Raw genomic sequence first — 24,052 nt, 5'->3', positions numbered from 1 at the left:
CGAAGAGGAAGCTCCCATGAAGAAAATCTCCCGCCTTGGCCTCGCGCTGCTGGCCGCCTTCACCGCCGTCGGTGCGGCGGCGGCAGACCTCAAGATCGGCTTCATCAGCTCGCTCTCGGGGCCGGTCGCGGCGCTGGGCGTGCCCTACGAGAAGGGCATCCGCGCGGCCATCGCCGAGCGGCCCGAGATCGGCGGGCGCAAGGTGCAGCTCATCGTGCTCGACGACGCTTCCGACCCGACCACCGCCGGGCGCAACGCGCGCAAGCTGGTGACGGAAGACAAGGTCGACGTGCTCATCGGCACCTCGGGCGTGCCGGGCGCGATGGCCATCGCCTCGGTGGCGCGCGAGCTCAACACGCCGCTCATCTCGCCCACGCCCGTGACCATTCCGGGCGCGGACGGCGCGTGGACCGTCACCGTGTCGCAGCCGTTCCCGCTCATGGTGGCGGGCGTGGTCGAGCGCATGCAGAAGTCGGGCGTGAAGACGGTGGCCTTCATCGGTTTCTCTGATGCGCTGGGCGACCTGGCCTACGACTCGCTCGTGAAGAGCGCCGCCACCGCCGGCATCAAGGTGGTGGCGAACGAGCGCTATGCGCGCAGCGATTCGTCGGTGGCCGGGCAGATCCTGAAGATCGTCGCGGCGCGGCCCGACGCGGTGTTCGCGGGCAACTCCGGCACGCCGGGCGCGCTGCCCTACCTGGCACTGGCCGAGCGCGGCTACAAGGGCAAGATCTACGGCACGCACGGCCTCATCAACGCCGACTTCGTGCGCGTGGGCGGCACGGCCATCGACGGCCTGCAGGTGCCCAGCGGCCCCGTGCTGGTGGCCGACCAGCTGCCCGAGAGCAACCCCATCAAGAAGGTCGCGATGGGCTTTCGCGCTGCGTACCAGAAGGCGAACGGCGCGGTGCCCACCGATGCGTTCTCGTCGTACACCTACGACGCCTACCTGCTGCTGGCCGACGCGGCCTCGCGTACCAAGGGCGAGCCCGGCACGCCGCAGTACCGCACGGCGCTGCGCGATGCCATCGTGGGCACGAAGGAGCTGGTGGGCACGCACGGCATCTACACCTTCAAGCCCGACGACCGCTACGGCTCGGACCAGCGCGGCGTCGTGATCGTGCAGATGAACAAGGGCCAGTGGAAGCTGGTTCCCTGACCCCGGTCTAACCGAAGCCCACCGCCATGACCGCCTACCGCAACCGCCCCGATCTCGTCGCGGCGCTGGTCCGCGACGACCGGGTGCACCGCGACCTGTACCTCAGCGACGAGCTGTTCGCGCTGGAGCAGGAGCGCCTGTTCGCCCGCACCTGGGTCTTCCTGGGCCATGCCAGCCAGGTGCCGGCGGCGGGCGACTTCGTCACGCAGGAGATCGCGGGCCGCCCGCTGCTCATGGTGCGCCAGCCCGACGGCGCGGTGCACGTCATGTACAACCGCTGCGCCCACAAGGGCACCCAGCTGGTGACCGACGAGAGCGGCAACACCGGCCGCTTCTTTCGCTGCCCGTACCACGCGTGGACCTACAAGCTCGACGGCGCGCCGCTGGGCCTGCCGCTGAAGAACGGCTACGAGGGCACGCAGCTCAAGGCCTGCGAGTCGGGGCAGGGGCTGTCGGTGGTGAAGCACGTGAAGGTGTACCGCGACTTCGTGTTCGTGCGTCTGTCCGACTCCGGCCCGTCGTTCGAGGACTACTTCGGCGACGTGCTCGGCGCGCTCGACAACATGGTCGACCGCTCGCCCGAGGGCAGGCTCACCGTGGGCGGCGGCGTGCTGCGCAACATCGTCCATTGCAACTGGAAGATGTACCTGGAGAACATCAACGACACGGTGCACCCGATGTCGACGCACGAGTCGGCCACCAAGGCGGCCGAGGCGCTGTGGGAAGGGCATGCGCCCACCGACCCCAAGCCGATGGCGATGGAGCAGATCCTGCCCTTCGGCTCGGGCTACGAGTTCTTCGACCAGATGGGCGGGCGCGTGTTCGCCAACGGCCACAGCGTGTTGGGCGTGAACTTCAGCATCCATTCCAACTACGCGCAGCTGCCTGAATACGAAGCGGCGATGCAGGCCGCGCACGGCGTAGAGCGCGCCGCCGACATCCTGCAGCGCTCGCCGCAGAACTCGGTGCTGTACCCGAGCCTGTCGGTCAAGGGCTCGCCGCAGGCCATCCGCGTGATCCGCCCGCTGGCGGCCGGCCGCACGCTCATCGAGGCCTGGAGCTTCCGCGCGGCCGGTGCGCCCGCGCTCTTGTTCGAGCGCGCCATGAGCTACAACCGGCTCGTGTTCTCGCCGATGTCGGTGGTGGCGCACGACGACGTGCACCTGTTCGAGAGCATCCAGAAGGGCCTGCGCGCCGGCGGCAACGAGTGGATCAGCCTGCACCGCAACCACGACCCGGCCGAGACGCAGCAGGCCACGGTCACCACCAACGGCACCAACGAGCTGCTCATGCGCAACCAGTTCCGCGCCTGGGCCCGGGCCATGACGCCGGAGGTGGCGGCATGAACGACCCGCGCGACTTCATCGCCCACGAGGCGGCCCTGCTCGACGCGCGCCGCTTCGACGACTGGCTGGCCCTGTTCGCCGACGACGGCCACTACTGGGTGCCGTTGCAGGGCGCGGCGCAGGCCGATCCGTTCTCGCACAACTCGCTGGCCTACGAAGACCGGCTGCTGCTGCAGCTGCGCGTGGAGCGGCTGAAGAACCCGCGCGCGCATTCGCAGCACCCGGCCAGCCACAGCCAGCATGTGCTGCAGCCCTCGCGCATCGAGGAAGAGGGCGCCGACGACGTGCGCCTGCGCACGCCGTTCCTCTACATCGAGGCGCGCGGCGACGACCAGCTGCTGCTGAGCGGTACCGCCCGCCATCACCTCATTCGCACCCCCACGGGCTGGTCGATCCGCGAGAAGCGCATCGACCTGCTCAACGCCACGCGCGCCTTGCCCGCGATCCAGTTGTTCATCTGAGTGACCTGTCCTTCTAACCATCCTCACTGGAGCTACGACATGAAGAACCTGATGCAGACCTTGACGCGCGGTGCCCTCGCCGCGGCGCTGACCGCCTGTGGTGTGGCGAGCGCACTGGCGGCCGACCTCAAGGTCGGACTCAGCGTGTCGCTGTCGGGCCCCAACTCCTCGCTGGGCGTGCCGTACGCCAAGGGCATGCAGGCCGCGCTGGCCTACAAGGGCGAGGTCAACGGCCGCAAGATCCAGCTCGTGGTGCTGGACGACGGCTCCGACCCGACCACGGCCGGGCGCAACGCGCGCAAGCTCATCGAGGACGAGAAGGTCGACGTGCTCATGGGCACCTCGGGCGTGCCGTCGGCCATCGCGATGGCGCAGGTGGGCAAGGAGGCCAAGACGCCGATGATCGGCCTCACGCCCATCCTGCTCGACCCCAACGAGAACCCGTGGGTCATGACGGTGGCGCAGCCCACGCAGCTCATGATCGACGCGGTGGTCGAGCGCATGAAGCGCAACAACGTCAAGACGGTGGGCTACATCGGTTTCTCCGACGCCTGGGGCGACCTGGTGTACGAGGCCCTCAACAAGGCCGCGCCGGGCGCCGGCATCAAGGTGGTGAGCAACGAGCGCTACGCGCGCGCCGACGCCTCGGTGACCGGCCAGGTGCTGAAGATCGTGGCGCTGCGCCCCGACGCGGTGATGACCGGCGGCGCCGGCACGCCGGGCGCGCTGCCGTTCCTGGCGCTGCAGGAGCGCGGCTTCAAGGGCGGCGTGTACGGCCAGCACGGCTTGATCAACCCCGACTTCGTGCGCGTGGTCGGCGCGGCCGGCCAGAACGCGCTCATGCCCACGGGCCCGGTGATCGTCGCCGAGCAGCTGCCGGCCGACTACCCGACCAAGAAGATCGCGACCGACTTCCGCGCCGTGTTCCAGAAGGTCAACAACGCACCCACCAGCGACGCCTTCTCGGCCTACTCGTTCGACGGCTGGCTGGTGTTTGTGGACGCCGCCTCGCGCGCCATGAAGAAGGCCGAGCCGGGCACGCCCGAGTTCCGCGTGGCGCTGCGCGACGCCATCTTCAGCACCAAGGAAGTGGTCGGCACGCACGGCGTCTACACCTTCAAGCCCGGCAGCCTGTACGGCGTGGACGAGCGCGCCCGCGTGATCGTCAAGCTCGACAACGGCCAATGGAAGCTCGCCCCTTGAATCTCCTGTTTCCCTTCACGACAACGACAACGATGACTCCGACAGAGGTTTTTCTATGAACTGGGACGTGGCATTGATCCTCGTCACCGACGGCCTGGCCAACGGTGCCGTCTATCTGCTGGCCGGGCTCGGGCTGGTGCTGATCTTCTCGGTCACGCGGGTGGTGTTCGTGCCGTTCGGCGACATCGCGGCCTTTGCCGCGCTGTCGCTGGCGGCCTTCGAGACCGGCCGCGTGCCGCCGACCATCGGCATGGTCGCGGTGCTGGCCGCGCTGGCGCTGGCCACCGAAATCGGCAGCCTGCTGCGGCGCGGCGAGGCCGCGCGCATCCCGAAAGCGGTGCTGATGTGGGGCGTGCTGCCCGCCATTCCGTGCGTGCTCGCCTGGCTGGCGGCGCGGCCCGGCGTGCCGGTGGCCGTGCACATCGCGGTGGCCGTGCTGCTGGTGGTGCCCATCGCGCCGCTGCTGGCGCGCGTGGTGTTCCAGCCGATCGCCGATGCCTCGGTGCTGGTGCTGCTGATCGTGTCGCTGGCGCTGCACTTCCTGCTGTCGGGCCTGGGCCTGCTGTTCTTCGGGCCTGAAGGTTCGCGCACCACGCCGCTCACGAGCGCGGTGTTCACGCTGGGCGACGGCTTCACGGTCAGCGGCCAGGTGGTGCTGATGGTGGGGGCGGCCGTGGTGCTGAGCGGGCTGTTCTTCCTGGTGTTCGAGCGCACGGTGGCCGGCAAGGCGCTGCGCGCCACGGCCGTGAACCGCGTGGGCGCGCGGCTGGTCGGCATCCGGCCGGTGCGCACGGCGCTGCTGGCCTACGGCTGCGCCTCGCTGCTGGCGGGGCTCATCGGCGTGCTGATCGCGCCGGTGACCACCATGTACTACGACTCGGGTTTCATCATCGGCCTGAAGGCCTTCGTGGCCGCGATCATCGGCGGGCTCGTGAGCTACCCGATGACGGCCATCGGCGCGCTGGCGGTCGGCGTGGTCGAGAGCTTCGCGTCGTTCTGGAGCGGCGCGCTCAAAGACGTGATCGTGTTCAGCCTGCTGATCCCGGTGCTCATGCTGCGCTCCTTCATGGCGGCCCATTCGGAAGAGGAAGAAGACGAGGTGGACCAATGAACGGCAACACGAAACGCATGGCGTGGATCGCGGGCGTCATCGTCGTGCTGGCCCTGGTGCCGGCCGTGGCGGGCAGCTTCACGGTCTCGCTGCTCAACGACATCGGCATCGGCGCGCTGGTGGCGCTGGGCCTCGTGCTGCTCACCGGCGTGGGCGGTGCCACCTCGTTCGGCCAGGCGGCCTTCGTGGGCATCGCGGCCTACGCCACGGCGTGGCTCACCACCGCGCAGGGCCTGTCGCCGTGGCTGGGGCTCTTGTTCGCGCTGCTGCTCACGGGCCTGTCGGCGCTGGCCATCGGCATGCTCACGCTGCGCCTGGGAGGGCACTTCCTGCCGCTGAGCACCATCGCCTGGGGGCTGTCGATCGCGATGCTGTTCGGCAACGTCGATGCGCTCGGGCGGCACACGGGCCTGTCGAACATCCCGGCGCTGCAGATCGGCGGCTGGTCGCTGGCCGATCCGCGCGCGATGTACTACCTGATCTGGGTGGTGGTCGGGCTGGCCTGCCTGTTCAGCCACAACCTGCTGCAGTCGCGCCCCGGCCGCGCGATTCGCGGGCTGCGCGGCGGCGCCACGCTGCTGGCCAGCGTGGGCGCGGATGCGTACCGCGTGCGGCTGTCGCTGTTCGTCACGGCGGCGCTGTTCGCAGGGCTGGCGGGCTGGCTCTATGCGCACATGAACCGCTTCGTGAGCCCGTCGCCCTTCGACGTGCGCGCCAGCATCGAGTACCTGCTGATGGCCGTGGCCGGCGGGCTCGGGCAGCTGGCGGGCGCGCTGGTGGGCGCGGCGCTGGTGCTGGTGCTCAAGAACGGCCTGCAGGACGTGCTGCCGATGCTCACGCAGCGCGCGGGCCAGCTGGAGGCCGTGGCCTTCGCGGCGCTGTTCATCCTGCTGCTGCACTTTGCGCGCGGCGGCGTGATGGGCCTGCTGCGGCGCTGGACGCGCCGGCGCGCCGCGCCGCAGGGCGCCTCGCGCTACACCGGTGCGCCGGTCGAGCCGCTGCCGCACCGGCAGCTGCCGGCGCGCGGCACGCAGGTGCTGTCGGTCAACGGCGCCGTGAAGCGCTTCGGCGGGCTGGTAGCGGTGAACGACGTGAGCTTCGACGTCAAGGCGGGCGAGATCATCGGCCTCATCGGGCCCAACGGCGCGGGCAAGTCGACCATGTTCAACCTGCTGACCTGCACGCTGCCGATGAGCGCGGGCCAGGTGCGCTTTCTCGAGCACGACATCGCCGGCATGCCGCAGCGCGCGGTGGCGCGGCTCGGGCTGGCGCGCACCTTCCAGCACGTGAAGCTGCGCCCGCACATGAGCCTGCTGGACAACGTGGCGCTGGGCGCGCACTCGCGCACGCGCTCGGGCATCCTGAAGGCGGGCCTGCGACTGGACCGCACGGAAGAAAGCCAGATCCTGCAGGAGGCGCAGCGCCAGCTTGACCGCATCGGCCTGGGCGACCGCGCGCACGAGCTCGCGGGCAGCCTGCCGCTGGGCACGCAGCGCATCCTGGAGATTGCGCGCGCGCTGGCCGCCGACCCCGTGCTGCTGGTGCTCGACGAGCCCGCGGCCGGCCTGCGCCGCAAGGAAAAGATGGCCTTGGGCGACCTGCTGCGCAAGCTGCGCGAGGAGGGTGTGACCATCCTGATCGTCGAACACGACATGGACTTCGTGATGAAACTGGTGGACCGTTTGGTGGTGATGAACTTCGGCTCCAAGCTCGTGGAGGGCGTGCCGTCGGCGGTGCGCGCGGACGAGCGTGTGCAGGCGGCTTACCTGGGGAGCGTTGTATGACCGCGATGCTGGAGATCGGGGACCTGCATGTGTCGTACGGGCAGGTCGAGGCCGTGCGCGGCGTGTCGCTGGACGTGCAGCGGGGCCAGATCATCTCGGTGATCGGCCCCAACGGCGCGGGCAAGACCACGCTGCTGGCCGCGGCCATGGGCCTGCTGCCGTGCAAGGGCACGCTGCGCTTCGAAGGTGAAGACCTGCAGGGGCTCGATGTGGAGTCGCGCGTGGAGCGCGGGCTGTGCCTCGTGCCCGAACGCCGCGAGCTGTTCGGCGAACTCACCGTGCTCGACAACCTGCAGCTCGGCGCCTACGCCAAGCGGCTGCGCGGCGATGCGATGAAGAAGCAGCTGCAATCGGTGTACGACCGCTTTCCACGACTGGCCGAACGCCGCGCGCAACGCGCCGACACGCTCTCGGGCGGCGAGCGGCAGATGCTGGCGGTGGGCCGCGCGCTCATGTCGGCGCCGCGCCTGCTGATGCTCGACGAGCCCAGCCTGGGCCTGGCGCCGCTGATCGTGCGCGACATCCTCACCATCGTGCGCAAGCTGCGCGACGACGGCGTGTCGATCCTGCTGGTGGAGCAGAACGCGCGCGCCGCGCTCGAAAGCTCGGACGAAGGCTACGTGCTGGAAACCGGCGAGATCGCGCTGTCCGGTGCTTCCGGTGACCTCGCGAGCGACCCGCGCGTGCAGGCCACCTACCTCGGCGGAGGCACGCACGATGACGAGTGACCCGCGCGCGGTGCCGCCGGCGCAGCGCACGCTGCCCGCCATGCTGCAGCGGCAGGCGGCGCTGTTCGGCAGCCGCCCGCTGCTGCGCATCGCGGGCCGGCAATGGACGCACGCCGATGCGGCCGACGCCGCGGCCACGCGCGCCGGTGCATTGGCCCAGCACGGCGTGGCGCGCGGCGACCGCATCGCCGTGATGTGCGGCAACCGCATCGAGTTCCTCGACACCTTCCTCGGCGCGGGCTGGCTCGGTGCCTCGGTCGTGCCGGTCAACACCGCGTCGATGGGGCCGCAGATCGAGTACTTCCTCGCGAACAGCGAGGCGAAGCTGCTGGTGATCGAGGCGGGCTTTCTCGATCGACTGGCCACGGCCGACCTGGCCCGCACGGCGCTGCGCGAAGTGTGGGCGGTCGGCGAGGCCGAAACGCCGTGGACACCGCCCGCCGGCGTGCGCGTGTCGGCCTACCCGCCGGGTGCGCAGGCCCTGCCGCCAGCCACGGTGCAGCCGGGCGACCCGCTCGCCATCCTCTACACCTCGGGCACCACGGGCCCGGCCAAGGGCGTCATCTGCCCGCAGGCGCAGTACTTCTGGTGGGGTGTGAACAGCGCCGAGGTGCTCGGCGTCGGCCGCGACGACGTGCTGTGCACCACGCTGCCGCTGTTTCACATCAACGCACTCAACACCTTCGCGCAGGCCGCGCTCACCGGGGCCGAGGTGGTGTTCGAGTCGCGCTTCTCCGCCTCGGGCTTCTGGCCGGCGATGCGCGCCAACGGCGCGACCGTGGTCTACCTGCTCGGCGCGATGGTGCCGATCCTTCTGGCCCAGCCCGAAGGCGAGGGCGAGCGCAACCATCGCGTGCGCACCGGCCTCGGGCCCGGCGTGCCTGCGGCGGCAGGGCAGGCCTTCCAGGCGCGCACGGGCGTGGCGCTGCTCGAAGGCTACGGCTCGACCGAAACCAACTTCGCCATTGCCACCGCGCCCGATTCGCCGCGCGGCGGCGTCATGGGCTGGCTGCGCCCCGGCTTCCAGGCCTGCGTGGCCGACGAAGACGACGTGCCGCTGCCACCCGGCGAGGCCGGCGAACTGCTGCTGCGTGCCGACGAGCCCTATGCCTTTGCCAGCGGCTACTTCCACATGCCAGAGAAGACCGTCGAGGCCTGGCGCAACCTGTGGTTCCACACCGGCGACCGCGTGGTGCGCGATGCCGACGGCGCGTTCCGCTTTGTGGACCGCATCAAGGACGCGATCCGCCGGCGCGGCGAGAACATCTCGTCCTTCGAGGTCGAGCAGGTGCTGCTGAGCCACCCCGGCGTGGCCTCGTGCGCCGTGTACCCCGTGCGCTCCGAGCTGGCCGAAGACGAGGTGATGGCCGCGCTGGTGGCGCGCGACGGCGTCGTCATCGACCCGGCCGAACTGGCGCGTTTCTGCGAGGGCCGCCTGCCGTACTTCGCGGTGCCGCGCTACATCGACCTCCTGCCCGACCTGCCGCGCACCGAGAACGGCAAGGTGCAGAAGTTCAAGCTGCGCGAGCGCGGCGTGGGGCCGCAGACCTGGGACGGTCGGCCCGCCAAAGCCGGATGACGCACGCCACCGCGCTTCCGCTGGCAGGGCGCGTGGCCTTCGTGACCGGCGCGGGGCAGGGGCTGGGCGCGGCCATCGCGCGCGGGCTGGCACAGGCCGGTGCGCGCGTCGCGCTGGCCGACATCGACGAAGCCAACGCCCAGGCCGTCGCCGCCGAGGTGAACGGCCTCGCGCTGCCGCTCGACGTGCGCGACGAGCAGGCTTTCGGCGACCGCTTCGCGCAGGCCGTGGCGCACTTCGGCGCGGTCGACATCCTGGTCAACAACGCGGCGCGCACGCCGACCACCTCGCTGTGGGACATCACGCCCGCCGAGTGGGACGACGTGCTCGCCATCAACCTGCGCGGCAGCTTCTTCGGCTGCCGCATCGCGGGAAGGCACATGCGCGAACGCGGCGCGGGCCGCATCGTCAACCTGGCCTCGCTGGCCGGGCAGCAGGTCAGCAGTGCCACCGGCGTGCACTACGCGGCCAGCAAGGCCGGCCTGCTGGCGCTGACGCGGTCCTTTGCGCAGGAACTGGCGCCGCACGGCGTGACCGTGAACGCGCTGGCGCCCGCCGCCATCGACAGCCCCGCGCTCGCCGCGCTGCCACCCGAGCGGCAGCAGGCGCTGAAGGCCGGCATCCCGCTCGGTCGCTTCGGGCTGGCCGACGAGGTGGCCGTCGCCGTCGTCTACCTGGCCTCGCCGGCCGCCGCCTTCATGACCGGCGCGACGCTGGACCTCAACGGCGGCCGTTTCATGCGGTAGCACCCTGCTGGTGCGCAAATGGCTAAAATGATTCAGAACTAAACCATTCAGGTATGCACACAAATTCGCTCACTGGCCGTCATGCCCTCGTCACCGGCGCCGCTCGCGGCATCGGCGCAGAGATCGCCCGCACCCTCGCTGCCCAGGGGGCAGTGCTGACCTTGCTGGGCCGCGACGCGCAGGCCCTGCAGCGCGTGGCCGAGACCCTGGCCGGCAGCGGCCACGGCGTGGTGGCGGCCGACGTGGCCGACCCGGAGGCTGTTCAGTCGGCCTTTGCGCAGGCGCGGGCCGAGCGCGGGGCGGTGACCGTGCTGGTCAACAACGCGGGCGCCGCCGAGAGCGCGCCGTTCCTGAAGACCTCGGTCGAGCTGTGGCAGCGCATGCTGTCGGTCAACCTCACCGGCAGCTTCCTGTGCGCGCAGGCCGCGCTGCCCGACATGCTCGACGCCGGCTGGGGCCGCATCGTCAACATCGCCAGCACGGCCGGGCAGAAGGGCTACGCCTACGTGTCGGCCTACACGGCCGCCAAGCACGGCGTGATCGGCCTCACGCGCGCGCTGGCGCTCGAAGTGGCGCGCAAGGGCATCACCGTGAACGCCGTGTGCCCGGGCTACACCGACACCGACATCCTGCGCAACAGCGTCGCCAACGTGGTCGGCAAGACGGGCCGCAGCGAAGCCGATGCGCTGGCCGAGTTCTCCAGCGTGAACCCGCAAAAGCGCATCGTGCAGCCCGCCGAAGTGGCCGACGCCGTGCGCTGGCTGTGCGGCGAAGGCGCCGCCTCGGTCACGGGCCAGTCGATCTCCGTTTCCGGAGGAGAAGTCACATGAGTCGCAACGATGCCTCCCACGCCGTGCTGAGCGACGCCGAAGAACTCGGCCACGAAGCCCGCGCCGGCCATGAAGACCATGCCATGCTCAAGCTGTGGCTGCGCATGCTCGCGAGCACCACGCAGATCGAGGCCGAGATCCGGCGCCGGCTGCGCGAGCGCTTCGGCATCTCGCTGGCGCGCTTCGACTACATGGCCCAGCTGTACCGCTACGAAGACGGCCTGAAGATGCGCGTGCTCTCGCGCTACCTGATGGTGACCGGCGGCAACGTCACCGGCCTGACCGACGAGCTCGAGCGCGAAGGCATGGTGGCGCGCGCGCCCAGCCCCGACGACCGCCGCGCCTGGATCGTGAGCCTCACGCCCGAAGGCCGCAACGCCTTCGAAGCCATGGCCACCGAGCACGAGCAATGGATCCTCGAGATGTTCTCGGGCCTGGACATGAAGACCGTCAAGCAGATGCACAACCAGCTCGGGCTGCTGCGCGTGCACGTGATGCGCGGCGACGGCGCGGTCGAGGACCGCGCATGAGCGGCGAGGGCGGTGGTGTGGAGTTCCAGCGCCCGCGCCTGATCCGCTTTTCCGACTGCGACCCAGCGGGCATCGTCTTCTATCCGCAGTACTTCGTGATGCTCAACGGCTTGGTCGAAGACTGGGTGAGCGACGGGCTCGGCGTGGGCTACCACGCACTGATCGGCGAGCGCCGCGTCGGCCTGCCGACCGTGAAGCTCGACGCCGACTTTCGCGCCGTGAGCCGCATGGGCGACCACGTGATGCTCGGCCTCTCGGTGGCACAGTTGGGTTCGCGCTCGATCACGCTGTCGTTGCGCTGTTTCGAGCCCACCACGGGCGAAGTGCGCATGCAGGTGCGGCAGGTGCTGGTGACGACCTCGCTCGACACGCACCGCGCCATCGCCGTGCCGGACGACATGCGCGCGGCCATCCTGCGCGATGCGCCGGCCCTGGCTGCTTCCGAGCCCGCTGGCAAGGCCTGAAGGCCTGAGCAAGGCTAGGGCGCCGGCGCAGGGCCGTCGGCAGGCTCGAGCGCCTTCTTCTCCAGCGCGTGCTTCTTCAGCCAGCCACTGAGTTCCCGCTTTCCTTTTGCATTGGCCTGTCGCCACGCCTCACGCGCGGCCGCCACGAAGCGCTCTTCCGCCGCGTCGGGCGGTGCTTCCGAAGGCGCAGTGTTGTCTTCGTCGAGCCAGCCGGCGGCCACGTCGCAGTGCCGTTCGATCTGCCGTGCGAGCTTGTCGCCGATGGGCCGCGCACTCTTGATCTGGCTCCACATGCTCGGAGAGATTTCGAGCTTGCGCGCGAACGCCTGGTCGAGCCCCTTGGCGGGCAGGCCCGCCGCGACGGCGTCCTCGAGAAAGCGGCGATGCAGCACAAGCGCATTGCGGCGGCGCGCGACGGTGGTATGGGGCACTGTTCAAAAACAACAACAAGACAAGAAAAGATTGTCCCGGTTGTTGACGTCGCCGTAAACACTCTTTACAGTCTCCTCCAATTCACGGCACAAGCCGTCCCTTTTTTCCAACCCCTTACAGCCGACAGCGGCAATTTTTGACCAGGAACCATCGTGAACACCGCACTGACCCTCACCAGCATTCGACCCGCCTCGGGCCGACCGCTCGTGCGCGTCGGGTTCTGCCATGGTTTCGACATGCCGTCGCCCCTGTCGTTGTCTTCGCACCTGAACACCGCGTACGCCGCCAAAGCCGCAGCCCGTCTGCGCGTGGGTGGTCAGTTCGAGGCTCATCAGGTGCCCCCGGGTGGAGGTCGCGCGTAGGCGCGCATCTCTCAAGCTCTCTCGCAAAGAGGCCCGGACACCGCAAGGTTCCGGGCCTTTTTGTTTTTTGCCGCTTTCCATTTCGGGTGTGCCTTCACCCCACCGCCAGAAATTGCCGCGTCGACGGTCTGGCGGGATGTGCATGAGTTGATCACTCCTGTGCAGCGACGTTCGACGGGGCCGCGCCCAGCGCGCGGCCCGTCGCGTGAGGACACAACCGAAATGGAAGCGCGGGCAGGCTTTCTTAGTTTTTCTTCCGTGTGTGGCGCAGCCTGGTAGCGCATCTGGTTTGGGACCAGAGGGTCGCAGGTTCAACTCCTGCCACACGGACCACACCCGAGCGGGACCGGGCCATGCCAACGCGTGGCCCGCCCGTGGAAACCGGCCGCAAAGATAGGGCGGCGCCGGAACCCGTCACCGGACATTTTTCAAGTCATTACTTTCTTTTTTCGTTACCCACCAAGGAGGCCCTCATGCGCAAGCGCAACTCACCGATCCGGATGATCGCCGTGCACCCGGCACCGCTGCCGCGCAGGCACATGGTGTGGTCGCTGGCCCAGCGCTTCGGCGTGGGGCTCGGGACACGCTACGTGGCCGATCGCGCGTCGGCATTGCAGGGCGGCAGCGAGGCGCCACTCGACAGCCTCGACCTCGACCAGCGCGTGCGCGCATCGGGCGAGTGGTAGCAGCTCGGCACTGCTCGTCTTCTGTTTCTTCAATGGTGCGTGTAGCTCAATGGCAGAGCCGCGGGTTGTGGTCCCGCTGACAACGGTTCGATTCCGTTCGTGCACCCCATCCGTTCACCACAAGCCATCGCCGCGAAGGGAGGCGATTCGTCATGCATTCACACGTCCTGCAACTCGATATTCAGGGCACGCCGCAAGCCTGGATCTCGCTGGAGCAGGCGGTGTTGCACTACGCCATCGGCAACGTGGCCTGGGAAGAAGGCGCGCTGCCGCTGGCCACGCTGCGCGGCGGCTTCAACGTGGCGCGCGGTGTGCAGTCGCGCATCGACGTCGCGCCCATCATCGCGCTGCGCGGCGCGTCGAAGATCAACCTCTTCGACGTCGTGCCCGGCGTGACCAAGGCCAAGCTGCTGCGCCGCGACCGCCACACCTGCGCCTACTGCGCGCAGGTGTTCGCCGATCGCGACCTGCAGTGCGAACACGTCATGCCCGAGTCGCGCGGCGGCCCGTGGAGCTGGACCAACCTCGTGAGCGCCTGCGCCGTCTGCAACAACCGCAAGGCCGCGCGCACGCCCGAAGAAGCCGGCATGCCGCTGGTCTACCTGCCGTACGTGCCGAGCCGCTTCGAGAACTTCCTGCTCGAAGGCCGCAACATCCGTGCGGACGTGCACGAGTGGCTGGCCAAGCGCCTGCCGCGTGGCTCGCGGCTGCAGTAGCGCCGCGCGCACAAAGAGAAAAGCCCGCTGCCCGTTGGATCAACGGACAGCGGGCTTTGCCTTGTGCGGCTCGCGGTGAGCGAGTGAGTGAATCAGTGGAGGCGTGGGCGGCTTGCTTGTTTGCTTGTGTTCAGCGCCCCGCGCCGAAGAAGCTGTAAGCCACTGCTGTGGCTGCTGCGAGCCCGCCGAGCAAGATGAAGAGCACCTTCGTCGTACGGCGAGGGCCGCGCCGTGAACGGACCCAATGCTCCGGCCCGATCAGATCGATCGGAACCGTGGGTTTGCCTATGTCGGATGCCTTTTCCATGCCAAGAAATATAGCGCAGGCGCCAAGGCAAGAAGTTACAACGGCTTTTTGGCCCCATCGCACCGTGGCCGCTTGCCGACACCAGACAGAAACGTGTGAAATATTCCTCATGAACCAACAAATCATTCTCGAGAGCCTGGTCCGCGCCCTGGAGAGCTGGGTCCGCAACGCCTCCGCGGCCGAGCTGTGGCGCGTGCACCGCGAGGGCGGCCTGGGCGCATTGATCCACACCGAAGGCGAGAGCGTCGTGCACGTGCGCATCGCGCTCGACGGCCCGCCCGATGCGTTGTCGAGCATCGGCAAGACCGACGGTCGCCTGCCCATGACCGAAGCGTTCAGAGGCGCAAACGGCGAAGCAGGGTGGGGCACCCCGCCACCGCAAGGCAGCGCCGAGCGCGAGCAGTGGTTTCTGTCGAGCGACGTGGCGCAAGAGCAGGCGCGGCAGTACCTGTTGGCGGAGGTGGTGGCGCGGCGGGATGCGTTGGTGCGGCGGGTGGAGGCGTGGGCGGCGGGGGCTGGTTGAGGCCGGTGCGCGATTCGCAGGGCGATCGCCTTCGCGTGCGTGACTACAAGTCGACGCGAGTCCTCATTTGTTCACCGTGAGAGGCTTCCGCTGACGCGCTTCTCTCCCTACATTTGAATGACCGCCGCGCCTCACGGCGGGACATCGATGCACACCGCAGCGATGTCGATGTGAGGCACAAAAGGCGACGGCCAGGGTGCGCTAACACCCTGACCGTCTGACCAAGTGACGTGCATGACTTTGGTAAGGAGCACACCAGATGGCTGATCAAATTATCGCCGGGCAAACCACGCCCGAATCCCACGACGCGAACCACCAGCCGGACGCGTCAGACATCCTTGAGAACAAGCTGACCCAGCTGCAGTCTTTGCTGAGTTGCTGCTATGGGGACGAGGGCGAGTGGTTCGAGGCGATTGGCCCTCGGCATCGGGACAACATCATGTGGATTGCCGCTGACTTGGCCGGCGATGCATCGAGACTGCTTCATCGTGCAATGGCAGACAGAATCTAGCGGCGTGCGTCAAGACTGATGCTGTGATCGAGTGGCCGATCGATTGATCTGGCGTCGCATGTTGCCAATCGAAGTAGGTGCGGTTGAACGGTACGATCCGCCGCATGAAGTCGCTGCCATTTGCTGAGCTGCCGCCGGGAACTCCGCTGTCCGCTTGGCACGACGCCCTCGCTGGTGATTCTCAAACAGACTCTGAGCGCTATTTGACGGCACTCGCTCGCAGAGCATTTCTTACGCTTTGGAGCTATCCAAATGTGTTCACGGACGAGGGGCGAAGCAAGGGAAAGGGCGATGGCAAAGAGCTTTGCGATCTGCTGGTAATTTTTGGCAATGACATCCTGATCTTCTCGGACAAACAATGCGAATTCATCCCACACGCCGACGTCAAAGTGGCCTGGGGACGGTGGTACAAGCGAGCCATAGAGAAATCAGCTAACCAATTGGCCGGCGCGAAATCTTGGATCCTTCGCCATGCCGATCGGCTCTATTTGGATAGGCAGTGTCAACATCGCCTCCCGATAGAGATCCCCGATCTCGAGCACTGCCGAATTCACCTGATTGCAGTTGCGAAGGGCGCTACCGAGCATGCCGCTAGATATTGGGAAACTGTTGCGGTGGAGCATGCGGAGACGGGGATGCTTTTCGATCCGACGTCTGGCCCCAGTTCCGGAAGTTTGATGATTCGTACTGAAATCGTGGGCACCGATCACAGGGCCACACCCTTCCAAGTGGGGTGGCCTCTTGGTAGAGCGCACATGATCCACGTGTTTGACGAGCAGACACTCGACGTAGTTTTGGGTGAGCTGGACACCGTCCCGGACTTTGTTGCGTATCTTCGCAAGAAAGAAGAGTTCTTTAGGCGAGAGGAGGTACTCCTTGTCATTCCTGGCGAAGAGGACCTGCTTGCGAGCTATCTCTCGTCATCAACTTACGAGCTTGAGGGACCGAAATTTCCTGACATACCCCCCGGTGCCATGTTTCTTCTCGGTGAAGGTGAATGGAAAGAGCTGAAGACGAGCAAGCGCTATCGGAATCGGGTGAAGGCAAATCGAGTCAGCTATCTGTGGGATGCCCTCATCGAGTTTCAGACCTCACACATATTGGCTGGGTCTTCGGGTGTAGTACGTTTACCCGCTTCGCTTAACAGTCTCGCTCCTTCAGTACAGCAGGAGATGATTCTTCGAAAAATGGCGGAAGAATCGCGATCGACTCGGCGGATGCTTGGCGCGGCCGTTGATCGAGCACGTAGTGTCAAAAAGAAAGATACGCGATACACGTCGACCGTGCTTGGGCGTCGCGATAGCACGAGAGCGTATGTCGTCATGGCGCTGCCAACGCCTCGCGACATGCCGTATGAAACCTATCTAGAGCACCGGCGGCATCAACTGATGACCTATTGCGAAGGGTGCAAGCTCAAGAATCCGCACTTGAAGGAAGTGCTTGGTATCGCAATGGAGCCTTATTCGACGAGAACGATCTCGGTGGATTTCTTGCTCATGATCGTGCGCGACGAAAATCTTGTAGCGGACTCGGCTGAAATTCTTCAACAGAAGTTGAACGAAGAAGGCATGTGGCAGCCAGAGAAAATGAAGTGGTCGCGAGCCTCACTTCATGAACTTCCTGGAGGTCCATCGCTATGGCACAGGATCTTGAGCAAGCTGCTTAAGCGTTCCTAGGATACGTAGACACCTTTGCAAGGTGCACAAGACGCGGTCCAGCTATCGCGAACGGGGCGCCACGCACTTGTTGCATCCCGATTGACTGCTAGCCCCTAGCACTGCGGGATGAGCATTCTGTTGTGCACGCCCATCAGTTGGCCCTGCCTCGAAGAAGCCAGCGGTTTCAGTACATCTGCTAGTCCATGCCGCACGGAAGACGCAGAGATCGTGGGTGTCAGATGCTTGCATGGGATTTTTAGGAGACATACGTTAAAGTGGGTTCACAACAGTGAACCGAACGTTAACTATGAGCTGCCTGTGCGGAGAGATGAGCCCGTGTCAGATCTGAATCTCGGTGTGCCCGAATTTACGTTGGGCAAGATCTATCGCCGTAAGACGGAGCTTCACGAACCATTTGGAGGCAGCGGACAAAGCGGTATTTCACCGTCCGCGCACTTCCTCGTAGTTTTCTTGTTTACCGGTGATAGCGGTGAGCAGTACGGCTACAAGGATCACTTCGATGAGGATGGGACCTTCTTTTTCACGGGAGAAGGTCAGCGTGGAGACATGGTATTCAAGCGGGGAAATCTCGCGATTCGCGATCACTCTTCACAGGGCAAGGCGCTGCATCTCTTTCGGACGGTCGGAAAAGGCAAAGGGCAGAAGTACCTTGGGGAGTTTGTCTATCAAGATCACGAGTGGGTCGACGCGATCGATGCAGATAAAAGAACTCGAAAGGCGATCGTCTTTCGACTTGTGCCGGTGGCCCGCCTTGAACGAGACGAACTTGGAGAGACGAGCGAAAAGCCAATAGGCCTGACGCTTGAAGAGGCAAGACGCCGCGCAGTTGCGGCGGCGAAAACCGACGCTTCAAAGGATGGTAAGCAAGGGCATCGCATGCTTTACGAGAGAAGCCGCGCTGTTCGTGACTACGTGCTGCAGCGCGCCGCAGGTGTGTGCGAGCTTTGTGAACAGCCCGCACCGTTCCTTCGCAAAGGAGGAGGCCCTTATCTTGAGCCTCATCACACCACGCGCGTTTCAGACGGTGGACCGGACCACCCCCAATTCGTTGCCGCTCTTTGCCCCACCTGCCACCGCGAAGTTCACTATGGCGAATATGCGCAAGCGAGGAATACGGGACTTATTGAGAAACTCCAGAAGATCGAGCAACGTGGCAACCGGTAGACGAAGGTCGCCGGAACGAACTTTTGTGGCCGACCATATGAAAAAAGCCCGCTATCTTTTGGATAGCGGGCTTTTCAATTGGTGCCGGAGAGATGAATCGAACACCCGACCTTCTCATTACGAATGAGCTGCTCTACCGACTGAGCTACACCGGCGAAGCCTCAGATTATAGCCAAGAAATCAAGGCTTCTCGGCGTGGTACTGCGTCAAACGCTCCACTTCGTGACGCGAACCCAACATCACGCTCACGCGCTCGTGCAGTTTGGTGGGCTTCAGGTCGAGGATCCGCTGCTTGCCGTTGGTGGCGGCGCCGCCGGCCTGCTCGACGAGCCAGCTCATGGGGTTGGCCTCGTACATCAGGCGCAGCTTGCCGGCCTTTTCGGGCTCGCGCTTGTCCCACGGGTACATGAACACGCCGCCGCGCATCAGGATGCGGTGCACGTCGGCCACCATGCTGGCAATCCAGCGCATGTTGAAGTCCTTGCCGCGCGGGCCTTCCTTGCCGGCCAGGCATTCGTCGATGTAGCGCTTCACGGGCTCGTCCCAGTGGCGCATGTTGCTCATGTTGATGGCAAATTCCTTGGTGTCGGCCGGAATCTGGATGTCTTCCTGCGTGAGCACGAAGCTGCCTTGCTCGCGGTCGAGCGTGAACATGGCCACGCCGTTGCCCACGGTGAGCACCAGGGTGGTCTGCGGGCCGTAGATGCAGTAGCCGGCGGCCACTTGCTGGCTGCCGGGCTGCAGAAAGTCGGCTTCCTGCACGCCGGGGGTGTCGTCGGGCTTCTTCAGCACGCTGAAGATGGTGCCGATGCTCACGTTGACGTCGATGTTGCTGCTGCCGTCGAGCGGGTCGAACATCAAGAGGTATTCGCCCTGCGGGTAGCGGTTGGGCACCACGTGGATGGTTTCCATCTCTTCGCTGGCCATGGCCGCGAGGTGGCCGCCCCATTCGTTGGCTTCAATGAGCACTTCGTTGGCGATGATGTCCAGCTTCTTCTGGATTTCGCCCTGCACGTTCTCGCTCTCGGCGGTGCCGAGCACGCCACCCAGCGCGCCCTTGTTGACGGCCTGGCTGATGCTCTTGCAGGCGCGTGCGACCACTTCGAGCAACAGGCGCAGTTGGCCGGGAATGAGGCCGTCGGCGCGTTGCTGCTCGACGAGGTAGCGGGTGAAGGAGATTTTTTGTTGAGCCATGGATCTTGTGGGGTTCAGTGGGTTCAGTTTCCGGCGAGGGCGCGCGTCACGACTTCGTGGGTGTCTTTGCTGAGGTCGGGCTTGGCGGCCACGCGGGCAATCGCTTCGCGTGCGGCGCTGCGGTAGGGCTCGGCCAGCTTGCTCCAGCGGTCGAGCGCGCGCGCCAGGCGTGCGGCCACTTGCGGGTTGATGGCGTCGAGCTCGATCACGCGCTCGCTCCAGAACACGTAGCCGGCCGCATCGGCGCGGTGGAAGGCGCCGGGGTTGCCGCTGCAGTAGCTGAAGATCACGCTGCGCGCGCGGTTGGGGTTCTTCAGCGAGAAGTCGGGGTGCTTCATGAGCTGCTTGACCAGCGGCAGGATGTCGCCGCCGCGGTCACTGGCGCCGGCCTGCAGCGAGAACCACTTGTCGATGACCAGCGCCTCGTCCTTGAACATGGCGTGGAAGCGCGCGAGCGCCTGCGCCGCCAGGGTGTGGCCCGACGACACGAGGGCGTTGAGCGCGTTGAAGCGGTCGGTCATGTTGCCCGCGTCTTTAAAACGCTGCAGGGTCTTGCCGGGCCACACGGTGTCGCCCGAGGCGCGCGCCGCCAGGCACAGGAAGTTGAGCGCCATGCCGGCCAGTGCGCGGCGGCCCGACGAGGTCGGGTCGGGCGTGTAGGCGCCGGTGTCCTTGTTGTCTTCGTAGGCCTGTTCCCAGTCGGCGAAGAGGGCGGTGGCGAGCTGGGCGCGCATGGCTTCGCGCACGAGGTGCACGCGCTGCGGATCGACCACGTCGAGCTGCTCGGCAATGTAGGTTTCCGACGGCAGCGTGAGCACCAGTTCCTTGAAGGCGGCGTCGAGCTGCGGGTGGCGCAGCACGCCGCGCATGGCGTCGAGGTAGGCGTCGTTCAGCACCGGCGTGGTGTCGGTGGCGTGCGCCGCAATGGCTTGCAGCGCGGCGCGCAGGCCCAGGCGTTGGCCGGCTTCCCAGCGGTTGAACGGATCGGGGTCGTTGGCCAGCAGGGTGAGCAGCTGGGCGTCGGTGTAGGCAAAGTCGAGGATCACCGGCGCGCTGAAGCCGCGCAAGATGGACGGCACGGGCTCGGCGTCCAGGCCCACGAAGGTGATCTGCTCGCCGGCGCGCGACAGCACGATGGTGCGGGTGCCGCGTGCCACGTCGCTCTCGCCCTCGAGCTGCATGGGCAGCTCGCGGCCGGTGGCGGCGTCGAGCAGGCCGATGTTCAGCGGAATGACGAAGGGTTCTTTTGTCTGCTGGCCCGGCGTGGGCGGGCAGCTTTGCACCACGCTCAGGGTGTAGCTGCGGTTCTGCGCGTCGTACACGCCATGCGCCGCAAGGCGGGGCGTGCCGGCCTGGCTGTACCAGCGCTTGAACTGGGGCAGCAGGCGGGCCAGTTCGGAGTCGGGGTTGGCGTCGGCAATGGCCTGGGCGAAGTCGTCGCAGGTCACGGCCTGGCCGTCGTGGCGCTCGAAGTACAGGGTGATGCCCTTTTCGAAGCCCTTGCGGCCGACCAGCGTCTGCATCATGCGAACGACCTCGGCACCCTTTTCGTAGATGGTGACGGTGTAGAAGTTGCTGATCTCGATGTAGCTGTCGGGCCGCACCGGGTGGGCCATGGGGCCGGCGTCTTCGGGGAACTGGGCGGTGCGCAGCACGCGCACGTCCTCGATGCGCTTCACGGCGCGGGCCGAAGCGTCGGCGCACAGGTCCTGGCTGAACTCCTGGTCGCGGAAGACGGTGAGGCCTTCTTTCAGCGACAGCTGGAACCAGTCGCGGCAGGTCACGCGGTCGCCGCTCCAGTTGTGGAAGTACTCGTGGCCGACCACGCTTTCGATGTTGCTGTAGTCGGCGTCGGTGGCGGTGGCCTGGTTGGCCAGAACGTACTTCGTGTTGAAGATGTTCAGGCCCTTGTTCTCCATGGCGCCCATGTTGAAGTCGCTGGTGGCCACGATCATGAAGCGGTCGAGGTCGAGCGGCAGGCCGAAGCGGGCTTCGTCCCACAGCACGGAGTTGACCAGCGAGTTCATGGCGTGCTCGGTCTTGTCGAGGTCGCCGGCGCGCACGTACACCTGCAGCAGATGTTCCTTGCCGCTGCGGGCCTTGATACGCTGCTCGCGCGCCACGAGCTTGCCCGCCACCAGGGCGAACAGGTAGCTGGGCTTCTTGAAGGGGTCGACCCACTTGGCGAAGTGGCGGCCCTCGGGCAGCTCGCCCTGGTCGACGAGGTTGCCGTTCGACAGCAGCACCGGGTAGGCGGCCTTGCTGGCGCGCAGCGTGACGGTGTACATCGCCATCACGTCGGGACGGTCGAGGAAGTAGGTGATGCGGCGAAAGCCCTCGGCCTCGCACTGCGTGAAGAAGGTGTCTTCGCTCACGAACAGGCCCATCAGCTTGGTGTTCTTGATGGGGCAGCAGGTGGTGAAGAGTTCGAGCTCGAACGCGTCGGGCAAACCGTCGATGACGAGCTGGTCGCCTTCCATGCGGAACGAGGCGCCCTGGCCGTTCACGAGCACGCGCGCCAGGTTGAGCTCGTCGCCGTCCAGGCGCAGCGGCTGGGCCGGCACCTCGGGGTTGCGGCGCAGCTGCATGCGGTTGAGCACGCGGGTCTTGGCGGGGTCGAGGTCGAAGGTCAGGTCGACGGTGTCGATCCAGAACGCCGGCGCGGCATAGTCTTCGCGTCGGATGGCAATGGGTTGCCCTTGGGCGTCACGCTGAAGCAGCATCGAGGGTCTCCAGAAAATTCGAATGGGCCAGTTCGTTGTAGTCGCGAACGGCGGCGATCACGTGGGGGCCGGCCAGCTCGGCGGCCGTATGGGTGCTGCACACGGCCACGGCGCGCATGCCGCCGCGGCGGGCCGCTTCGATGCCGAAGGGCGCGTCTTCGAAGACGATGCAGCGCTCGGGCGCCACGCCGATGCGGCGCGCGGCTTCCAGGAAGATCGCGGGCGTGGGCTTGCCCGAAAAGCCTTCGTCGCCGCCGACGATGGCCAGCGGCAGCGGGTCCATCTTCAGGCGCGACATGGCGAACGCGATGTTGTGCCTGTCGCCGGCCGTGCCCACCGCCACCTTCAGGCCGCGTGCCACCGCGGCCTTGGCGAAGGCGGTGAAGCCCGCCACCTCGGTGAAGTTGTCGTGAAAGAGCTCGCGGTAGATCTCTTCCTTCTCGTGCACCATGGCCTGGCACTCGGCATCGGAGAGCTCGCGTTCGAACAGCTCGCGCATGCTCTCGGTGCCGGTGCGGCCCGTGGTGCGCGCGAGGATCTCGCTCACGTCGAGCTGCACGCCATGGCGCTGCGCGAAGGTCACCCACGAGCGCGCATGCCAGGGCATGGAGTCGATCATGGTGCCGTCCATGTCGAAGATCAGGGCTTCGACCCTGCCGGTGTTCAGGCTCATCGATCAGACGCCTTGCTTGAGCGACGCTTCAATGAAGACGTCGAGGTCGCCGTCGAGCACCTTCTGCGTGGCCGAGACTTCGACGTTGGTGCGCAGGTCCTTGATGCGGCTGTTGTCCAGCACGTAGCTGCGGATCTGGTGGCCCCAGCCCACGTCGGTCTTGCTGTCCTCGAGCTTTTGCTGCTCTTCCTGGCGCTTGCGCATCTCGTGGTCGTACAGGCGCGAGCGCAGGCGCTTCCACGCCACGTCGCGGTTGCTGTGCTGGCTGCGGCCGTCCTGGCACTGCACCACGATGCCGGTCGGGATGTGCGTCAGGCGCACGGCCGAGTCGGTCTTGTTGATGTGCTGACCGCCGGCGCCGCTGGCGCGGAAGGTGTCGGTGCGCACGTCCGAAGGGTTGATCTCGATCTCGATCGAGTCGTCGATTTCGGGGTACACGAAGATCGAGGCGAAGCTGGTGTGGCGCCCGCCCGACGAGTCGAACGGCGACTTGCGCACCAGGCGGTGCACGCCGGTCTCGGTGCGCAGCAGGCCGAAGGCGTAGTCGCCCTCGACCTTGATGGTCGCGCCCTTGATGCCGGCGGTGTCGCCGGGCGTTTCGTCTTCGATCTGCGTCTTGAAGCCCTTGCGCTCGGCGTACTTCAGGTACTGGCGCAGCAGCATGCTGGCCCAGTCGCAGGCCTCGGTGCCACCGGCGCCGGCCTGGATGTCGACGAAGGCGTTCAGCGGGTCGGCCGGGTTGTTGAACATCCGGCGGAATTCGAGCTGCTTGATGTCGGCTTCGAGCGTGGCGGCGTCATCGGCAATGGCCTGCAGGCCATCGAGGTCGCCGTCTTCCTTCGACATTTCGAAGAGCTCGGTGTTGTCCGACAGCCCGTTGGTGAGCCGGTCGAGCGTGACGACCACGTCGTCGAGCGACTTCTTTTCCTTGCCCAGTTCCTGGGCCTTCTTCGGGTCGTTCCAGACGTTCGGGTCTTCGAGCGATGCGTTGACTGTCCTCAGTCGTTCAGCTTTGGCATCGTAGTCAAAGATACCTCCGTAAATCGACCGTACGGACGCTCAGGTCCGCGAGCATTGCGCCGATTTGGTTGATCTGTTCTGCGTCCATGGGGTGTCCTGACTGTGTGAGGTTGGTGTTCGG

The 24,052-nt window shown here is 66.5% G+C and carries 25 protein-coding genes and 3 tRNA genes; 20 read left to right on the top strand and 8 right to left on the bottom strand.

Translation table 11 applies throughout. The annotated features are described in order from the left end of the window. The first annotated feature begins 16 nt into the window (after positions 1-16). The 12 genes from AC1RAA_RS25765 to AC1RAA_RS25710 are packed head-to-tail and all read left to right on the top strand — an operon-like array spanning position 17 to position 11,941. Positions 17-1,159, top strand: a complete 1,143-nt coding sequence (locus AC1RAA_RS25765; RefSeq protein WP_062474995.1) for an ABC transporter substrate-binding protein — start codon at positions 17-19, stop codon at positions 1,157-1,159. 26 nt (positions 1,160-1,185) lie between these two features. After that, entirely contained in the window at positions 1,186-2,505 is a 1,320-nt protein-coding gene (locus AC1RAA_RS25760; RefSeq protein WP_492728232.1) for an aromatic ring-hydroxylating dioxygenase subunit alpha, read from the top strand. Further along, positions 2,502-2,966 (top strand): aromatic-ring-hydroxylating dioxygenase subunit beta, encoded by a 465-nt coding sequence (locus AC1RAA_RS25755; protein ID WP_492728230.1) that lies wholly within the window; start codon positions 2,502-2,504, stop codon positions 2,964-2,966. The genes AC1RAA_RS25760 and AC1RAA_RS25755 overlap by 4 nt, the downstream gene beginning before the upstream one ends. 39 nt (positions 2,967-3,005) lie before the next feature. Beyond that, the gene (locus AC1RAA_RS25750; protein ID WP_492728229.1) at positions 3,006-4,169 is read left to right on the top strand and encodes an ABC transporter substrate-binding protein; all 1,164 of its coding nucleotides are present in this window, start codon (positions 3,006-3,008) and stop codon (positions 4,167-4,169) included. Positions 4,170-4,224: 55 nt separating this feature from the next. Then, on the top strand, positions 4,225-5,280 hold the full coding sequence (locus tag AC1RAA_RS25745) for a branched-chain amino acid ABC transporter permease (protein WP_070062349.1): 1,056 nt from the start codon (positions 4,225-4,227) through the stop codon (positions 5,278-5,280). Beyond that, entirely contained in the window at positions 5,277-7,064 is a 1,788-nt protein-coding gene (locus tag AC1RAA_RS25740; RefSeq protein ID WP_095746373.1) for a branched-chain amino acid ABC transporter ATP-binding protein/permease, read from the top strand. Before AC1RAA_RS25745 ends, AC1RAA_RS25740 begins: the two co-directional genes overlap by 4 nt. Then, a complete protein-coding gene (locus tag AC1RAA_RS25735; protein WP_070062350.1) occupies positions 7,061-7,792 on the top strand; it encodes an ABC transporter ATP-binding protein in 732 nt (243 codons plus the stop codon). Before AC1RAA_RS25740 ends, AC1RAA_RS25735 begins: the two co-directional genes overlap by 4 nt. After that, positions 7,782-9,371, top strand: a complete 1,590-nt coding sequence (locus tag AC1RAA_RS25730; RefSeq protein WP_492728227.1) for an ATP-dependent acyl-CoA ligase — start codon at positions 7,782-7,784, stop codon at positions 9,369-9,371. The genes AC1RAA_RS25735 and AC1RAA_RS25730 overlap by 11 nt, the downstream gene beginning before the upstream one ends. Then, the gene (locus AC1RAA_RS25725) at positions 9,368-10,117 is read left to right on the top strand and encodes an SDR family NAD(P)-dependent oxidoreductase (protein WP_492728226.1); all 750 of its coding nucleotides are present in this window, start codon (positions 9,368-9,370) and stop codon (positions 10,115-10,117) included. Before AC1RAA_RS25730 ends, AC1RAA_RS25725 begins: the two co-directional genes overlap by 4 nt. A gap of 53 nt (positions 10,118-10,170) precedes the next feature. Then, the gene (locus tag AC1RAA_RS25720) at positions 10,171-10,947 is read left to right on the top strand and encodes an SDR family NAD(P)-dependent oxidoreductase (RefSeq protein ID WP_139702005.1); all 777 of its coding nucleotides are present in this window, start codon (positions 10,171-10,173) and stop codon (positions 10,945-10,947) included. Continuing rightward, positions 10,944-11,477: a MarR family winged helix-turn-helix transcriptional regulator gene (locus AC1RAA_RS25715; RefSeq protein ID WP_062473285.1), complete on the top strand. Its 534-nt coding sequence runs from the start codon at positions 10,944-10,946 to the stop codon at positions 11,475-11,477. The genes AC1RAA_RS25720 and AC1RAA_RS25715 overlap by 4 nt, the downstream gene beginning before the upstream one ends. Next, entirely contained in the window at positions 11,474-11,941 is a 468-nt protein-coding gene (locus tag AC1RAA_RS25710) for an acyl-CoA thioesterase (RefSeq protein WP_492728224.1), read from the top strand. The genes AC1RAA_RS25715 and AC1RAA_RS25710 overlap by 4 nt, the downstream gene beginning before the upstream one ends. Before the next feature lie 14 nt (positions 11,942-11,955). Here the strand turns inward: AC1RAA_RS25710 and AC1RAA_RS25705 are convergent, their stop codons facing one another. Together AC1RAA_RS25705 and AC1RAA_RS25700 are read right to left on the bottom strand one after the other, a co-directional pair. Continuing rightward, on the bottom strand, positions 11,956-12,372 hold the full coding sequence (locus tag AC1RAA_RS25705; RefSeq protein ID WP_492699948.1) for a hypothetical protein: 417 nt from the start codon (positions 12,370-12,372) through the stop codon (positions 11,956-11,958). 3 nt (positions 12,373-12,375) lie between these two features. After that, positions 12,376-12,879: a hypothetical protein gene (locus AC1RAA_RS25700; protein WP_492728222.1), complete on the bottom strand. Its 504-nt coding sequence runs from the start codon at positions 12,877-12,879 to the stop codon at positions 12,376-12,378. Between the two features lie 112 nt (positions 12,880-12,991). Between AC1RAA_RS25700 and AC1RAA_RS25695 the strand changes: the two genes are divergently transcribed. The 4 genes from AC1RAA_RS25695 to AC1RAA_RS25680 all read left to right on the top strand — a co-directional run bounded on the left by AC1RAA_RS25695 (position 12,992) and on the right by AC1RAA_RS25680 (position 14,137). Continuing rightward, positions 12,992-13,068, top strand: a tRNA-Pro gene (locus AC1RAA_RS25695). Positions 13,069-13,208: 140 nt separating this feature from the next. After that, positions 13,209-13,421 (top strand): short-chain dehydrogenase, encoded by a 213-nt coding sequence (locus tag AC1RAA_RS25690; protein WP_492728220.1) that lies wholly within the window; start codon positions 13,209-13,211, stop codon positions 13,419-13,421. Positions 13,422-13,456: 35 nt separating this feature from the next. Next, positions 13,457-13,530: transfer RNA gene (locus AC1RAA_RS25685), tRNA-His, on the top strand. A gap of 43 nt (positions 13,531-13,573) precedes the next feature. After that, positions 13,574-14,137, top strand: a complete 564-nt coding sequence (locus AC1RAA_RS25680) for an HNH endonuclease (RefSeq protein WP_492728218.1) — start codon at positions 13,574-13,576, stop codon at positions 14,135-14,137. Positions 14,138-14,267: 130 nt separating this feature from the next. Here the strand turns inward: AC1RAA_RS25680 and AC1RAA_RS25675 are convergent, their stop codons facing one another. Further along, positions 14,268-14,444 (bottom strand): hypothetical protein, encoded by a 177-nt coding sequence (locus AC1RAA_RS25675; RefSeq protein ID WP_157627325.1) that lies wholly within the window; start codon positions 14,442-14,444, stop codon positions 14,268-14,270. Positions 14,445-14,553: 109 nt separating this feature from the next. On the opposite strand from AC1RAA_RS25675, the gene AC1RAA_RS25670 reads away from it, so the two are divergent. From AC1RAA_RS25670 to AC1RAA_RS25655, 4 genes are all read left to right on the top strand, one after another. Next, positions 14,554-14,967, top strand: a complete 414-nt coding sequence (locus tag AC1RAA_RS25670; protein ID WP_492728216.1) for a hypothetical protein — start codon at positions 14,554-14,556, stop codon at positions 14,965-14,967. 259 nt (positions 14,968-15,226) lie between these two features. Further along, complete coding sequence (locus AC1RAA_RS25665) at positions 15,227-15,478, top strand: hypothetical protein (RefSeq protein WP_492728214.1); 252 nt, start codon at positions 15,227-15,229, stop codon at positions 15,476-15,478. 104 nt (positions 15,479-15,582) lie between these two features. Beyond that, the gene (locus AC1RAA_RS25660; protein WP_492728212.1) at positions 15,583-17,154 is read left to right on the top strand and encodes a hypothetical protein; all 1,572 of its coding nucleotides are present in this window, start codon (positions 15,583-15,585) and stop codon (positions 17,152-17,154) included. 318 nt (positions 17,155-17,472) lie between these two features. Then, positions 17,473-18,321 carry an HNH endonuclease gene (locus AC1RAA_RS25655; protein WP_492728210.1) on the top strand — a complete coding sequence of 283 codons (849 nt, stop codon included), beginning with the start codon at positions 17,473-17,475 and terminating at the stop codon, positions 18,319-18,321. A gap of 79 nt (positions 18,322-18,400) precedes the next feature. Here the strand turns inward: AC1RAA_RS25655 and AC1RAA_RS25650 are convergent. The 5 genes from AC1RAA_RS25650 to prfB all read right to left on the bottom strand — a co-directional run bounded on the left by AC1RAA_RS25650 (position 18,401) and on the right by prfB (position 24,019). Further along, a tRNA-Thr gene (locus AC1RAA_RS25650) sits at positions 18,401-18,476 on the bottom strand. 25 nt (positions 18,477-18,501) lie between these two features. After that, entirely contained in the window at positions 18,502-19,515 is a 1,014-nt protein-coding gene (locus AC1RAA_RS25645; protein ID WP_070062369.1) for a class 1 fructose-bisphosphatase, read from the bottom strand. Between the two features lie 23 nt (positions 19,516-19,538). Continuing rightward, positions 19,539-22,238 carry an aminopeptidase N gene (pepN, locus tag AC1RAA_RS25640; protein ID WP_062473310.1) on the bottom strand — a complete coding sequence of 900 codons (2,700 nt, stop codon included), beginning with the start codon at positions 22,236-22,238 and terminating at the stop codon, positions 19,539-19,541. Continuing rightward, positions 22,222-22,911 (bottom strand): HAD family hydrolase, encoded by a 690-nt coding sequence (locus AC1RAA_RS25635; RefSeq protein WP_070062371.1) that lies wholly within the window; start codon positions 22,909-22,911, stop codon positions 22,222-22,224. Before AC1RAA_RS25635 ends, pepN begins: the two co-directional genes overlap by 17 nt. Before the next feature lie 3 nt (positions 22,912-22,914). Further along, positions 22,915-24,019, bottom strand: a protein-coding gene (prfB, locus tag AC1RAA_RS25630) for a peptide chain release factor 2 (protein ID WP_095950518.1) whose coding sequence is annotated in 2 segments (ribosomal slippage) — positions 22,915-23,937 and positions 23,939-24,019 — 1,104 coding nt in all. Because the reading frame shifts where the segments join, the coding sequence is not laid out codon by codon here. Between the last annotated feature and the right edge of the window lie 33 nt (positions 24,020-24,052).

This window comes from Variovorax sp. GW823-FHT04F07 (genome assembly GCF_058795995.1).
This window is presented reverse-complemented; position numbering and strand designations above follow the sequence as displayed.

Bases quoted from the DNA above. Each gene is read 5' to 3' on its own strand.
- AC1RAA_RS25730 (WP_492728227.1), top strand. From the start codon at position 7,782: ATGACGAGTGACCCGCGCGCGGTGCCGCCGGCGCAGCGCACGCTGCCC.
- AC1RAA_RS25720 (WP_139702005.1), top strand. From the start codon at position 10,171: ATGCACACAAATTCGCTCACTGGCCGTCATGCCCTCGTCACCGGCGCC.
- AC1RAA_RS25710 (WP_492728224.1), top strand. From the start codon at position 11,474: ATGAGCGGCGAGGGCGGTGGTGTGGAGTTCCAGCGCCCGCGCCTGATC.
- AC1RAA_RS25675 (WP_157627325.1), bottom strand. From the start codon at position 14,444: ATGGAAAAGGCATCCGACATAGGCAAACCCACGGTTCCGATCGATCTG.
- AC1RAA_RS25660 (WP_492728212.1), top strand. From the start codon at position 15,583: ATGAAGTCGCTGCCATTTGCTGAGCTGCCGCCGGGAACTCCGCTGTCC.
- AC1RAA_RS25665 (WP_492728214.1), top strand. From the start codon at position 15,227: ATGGCTGATCAAATTATCGCCGGGCAAACCACGCCCGAATCCCACGAC.
- AC1RAA_RS25700 (WP_492728222.1), bottom strand. From the start codon at position 12,879: ATGCACATCCCGCCAGACCGTCGACGCGGCAATTTCTGGCGGTGGGGT.
- AC1RAA_RS25715 (WP_062473285.1), top strand. From the start codon at position 10,944: ATGAGTCGCAACGATGCCTCCCACGCCGTGCTGAGCGACGCCGAAGAA.
- AC1RAA_RS25645 (WP_070062369.1), bottom strand. From the start codon at position 19,515: ATGGCTCAACAAAAAATCTCCTTCACCCGCTACCTCGTCGAGCAGCAA.
- AC1RAA_RS25735 (WP_070062350.1), top strand. From the start codon at position 7,061: ATGACCGCGATGCTGGAGATCGGGGACCTGCATGTGTCGTACGGGCAG.
- AC1RAA_RS25670 (WP_492728216.1), top strand. From the start codon at position 14,554: ATGAACCAACAAATCATTCTCGAGAGCCTGGTCCGCGCCCTGGAGAGC.
- AC1RAA_RS25725 (WP_492728226.1), top strand. From the start codon at position 9,368: ATGACGCACGCCACCGCGCTTCCGCTGGCAGGGCGCGTGGCCTTCGTG.
- AC1RAA_RS25680 (WP_492728218.1), top strand. From the start codon at position 13,574: ATGCATTCACACGTCCTGCAACTCGATATTCAGGGCACGCCGCAAGCC.
- AC1RAA_RS25740 (WP_095746373.1), top strand. From the start codon at position 5,277: ATGAACGGCAACACGAAACGCATGGCGTGGATCGCGGGCGTCATCGTC.
- AC1RAA_RS25755 (WP_492728230.1), top strand. From the start codon at position 2,502: ATGAACGACCCGCGCGACTTCATCGCCCACGAGGCGGCCCTGCTCGAC.
- pepN (WP_062473310.1), bottom strand. From the start codon at position 22,238: ATGCTGCTTCAGCGTGACGCCCAAGGGCAACCCATTGCCATCCGACGC.
- AC1RAA_RS25745 (WP_070062349.1), top strand. From the start codon at position 4,225: ATGAACTGGGACGTGGCATTGATCCTCGTCACCGACGGCCTGGCCAAC.
- AC1RAA_RS25750 (WP_492728229.1), top strand. From the start codon at position 3,006: ATGAAGAACCTGATGCAGACCTTGACGCGCGGTGCCCTCGCCGCGGCG.
- AC1RAA_RS25760 (WP_492728232.1), top strand. From the start codon at position 1,186: ATGACCGCCTACCGCAACCGCCCCGATCTCGTCGCGGCGCTGGTCCGC.
- AC1RAA_RS25765 (WP_062474995.1), top strand. From the start codon at position 17: ATGAAGAAAATCTCCCGCCTTGGCCTCGCGCTGCTGGCCGCCTTCACC.
- AC1RAA_RS25635 (WP_070062371.1), bottom strand. From the start codon at position 22,911: ATGAGCCTGAACACCGGCAGGGTCGAAGCCCTGATCTTCGACATGGAC.
- AC1RAA_RS25690 (WP_492728220.1), top strand. From the start codon at position 13,209: ATGCGCAAGCGCAACTCACCGATCCGGATGATCGCCGTGCACCCGGCA.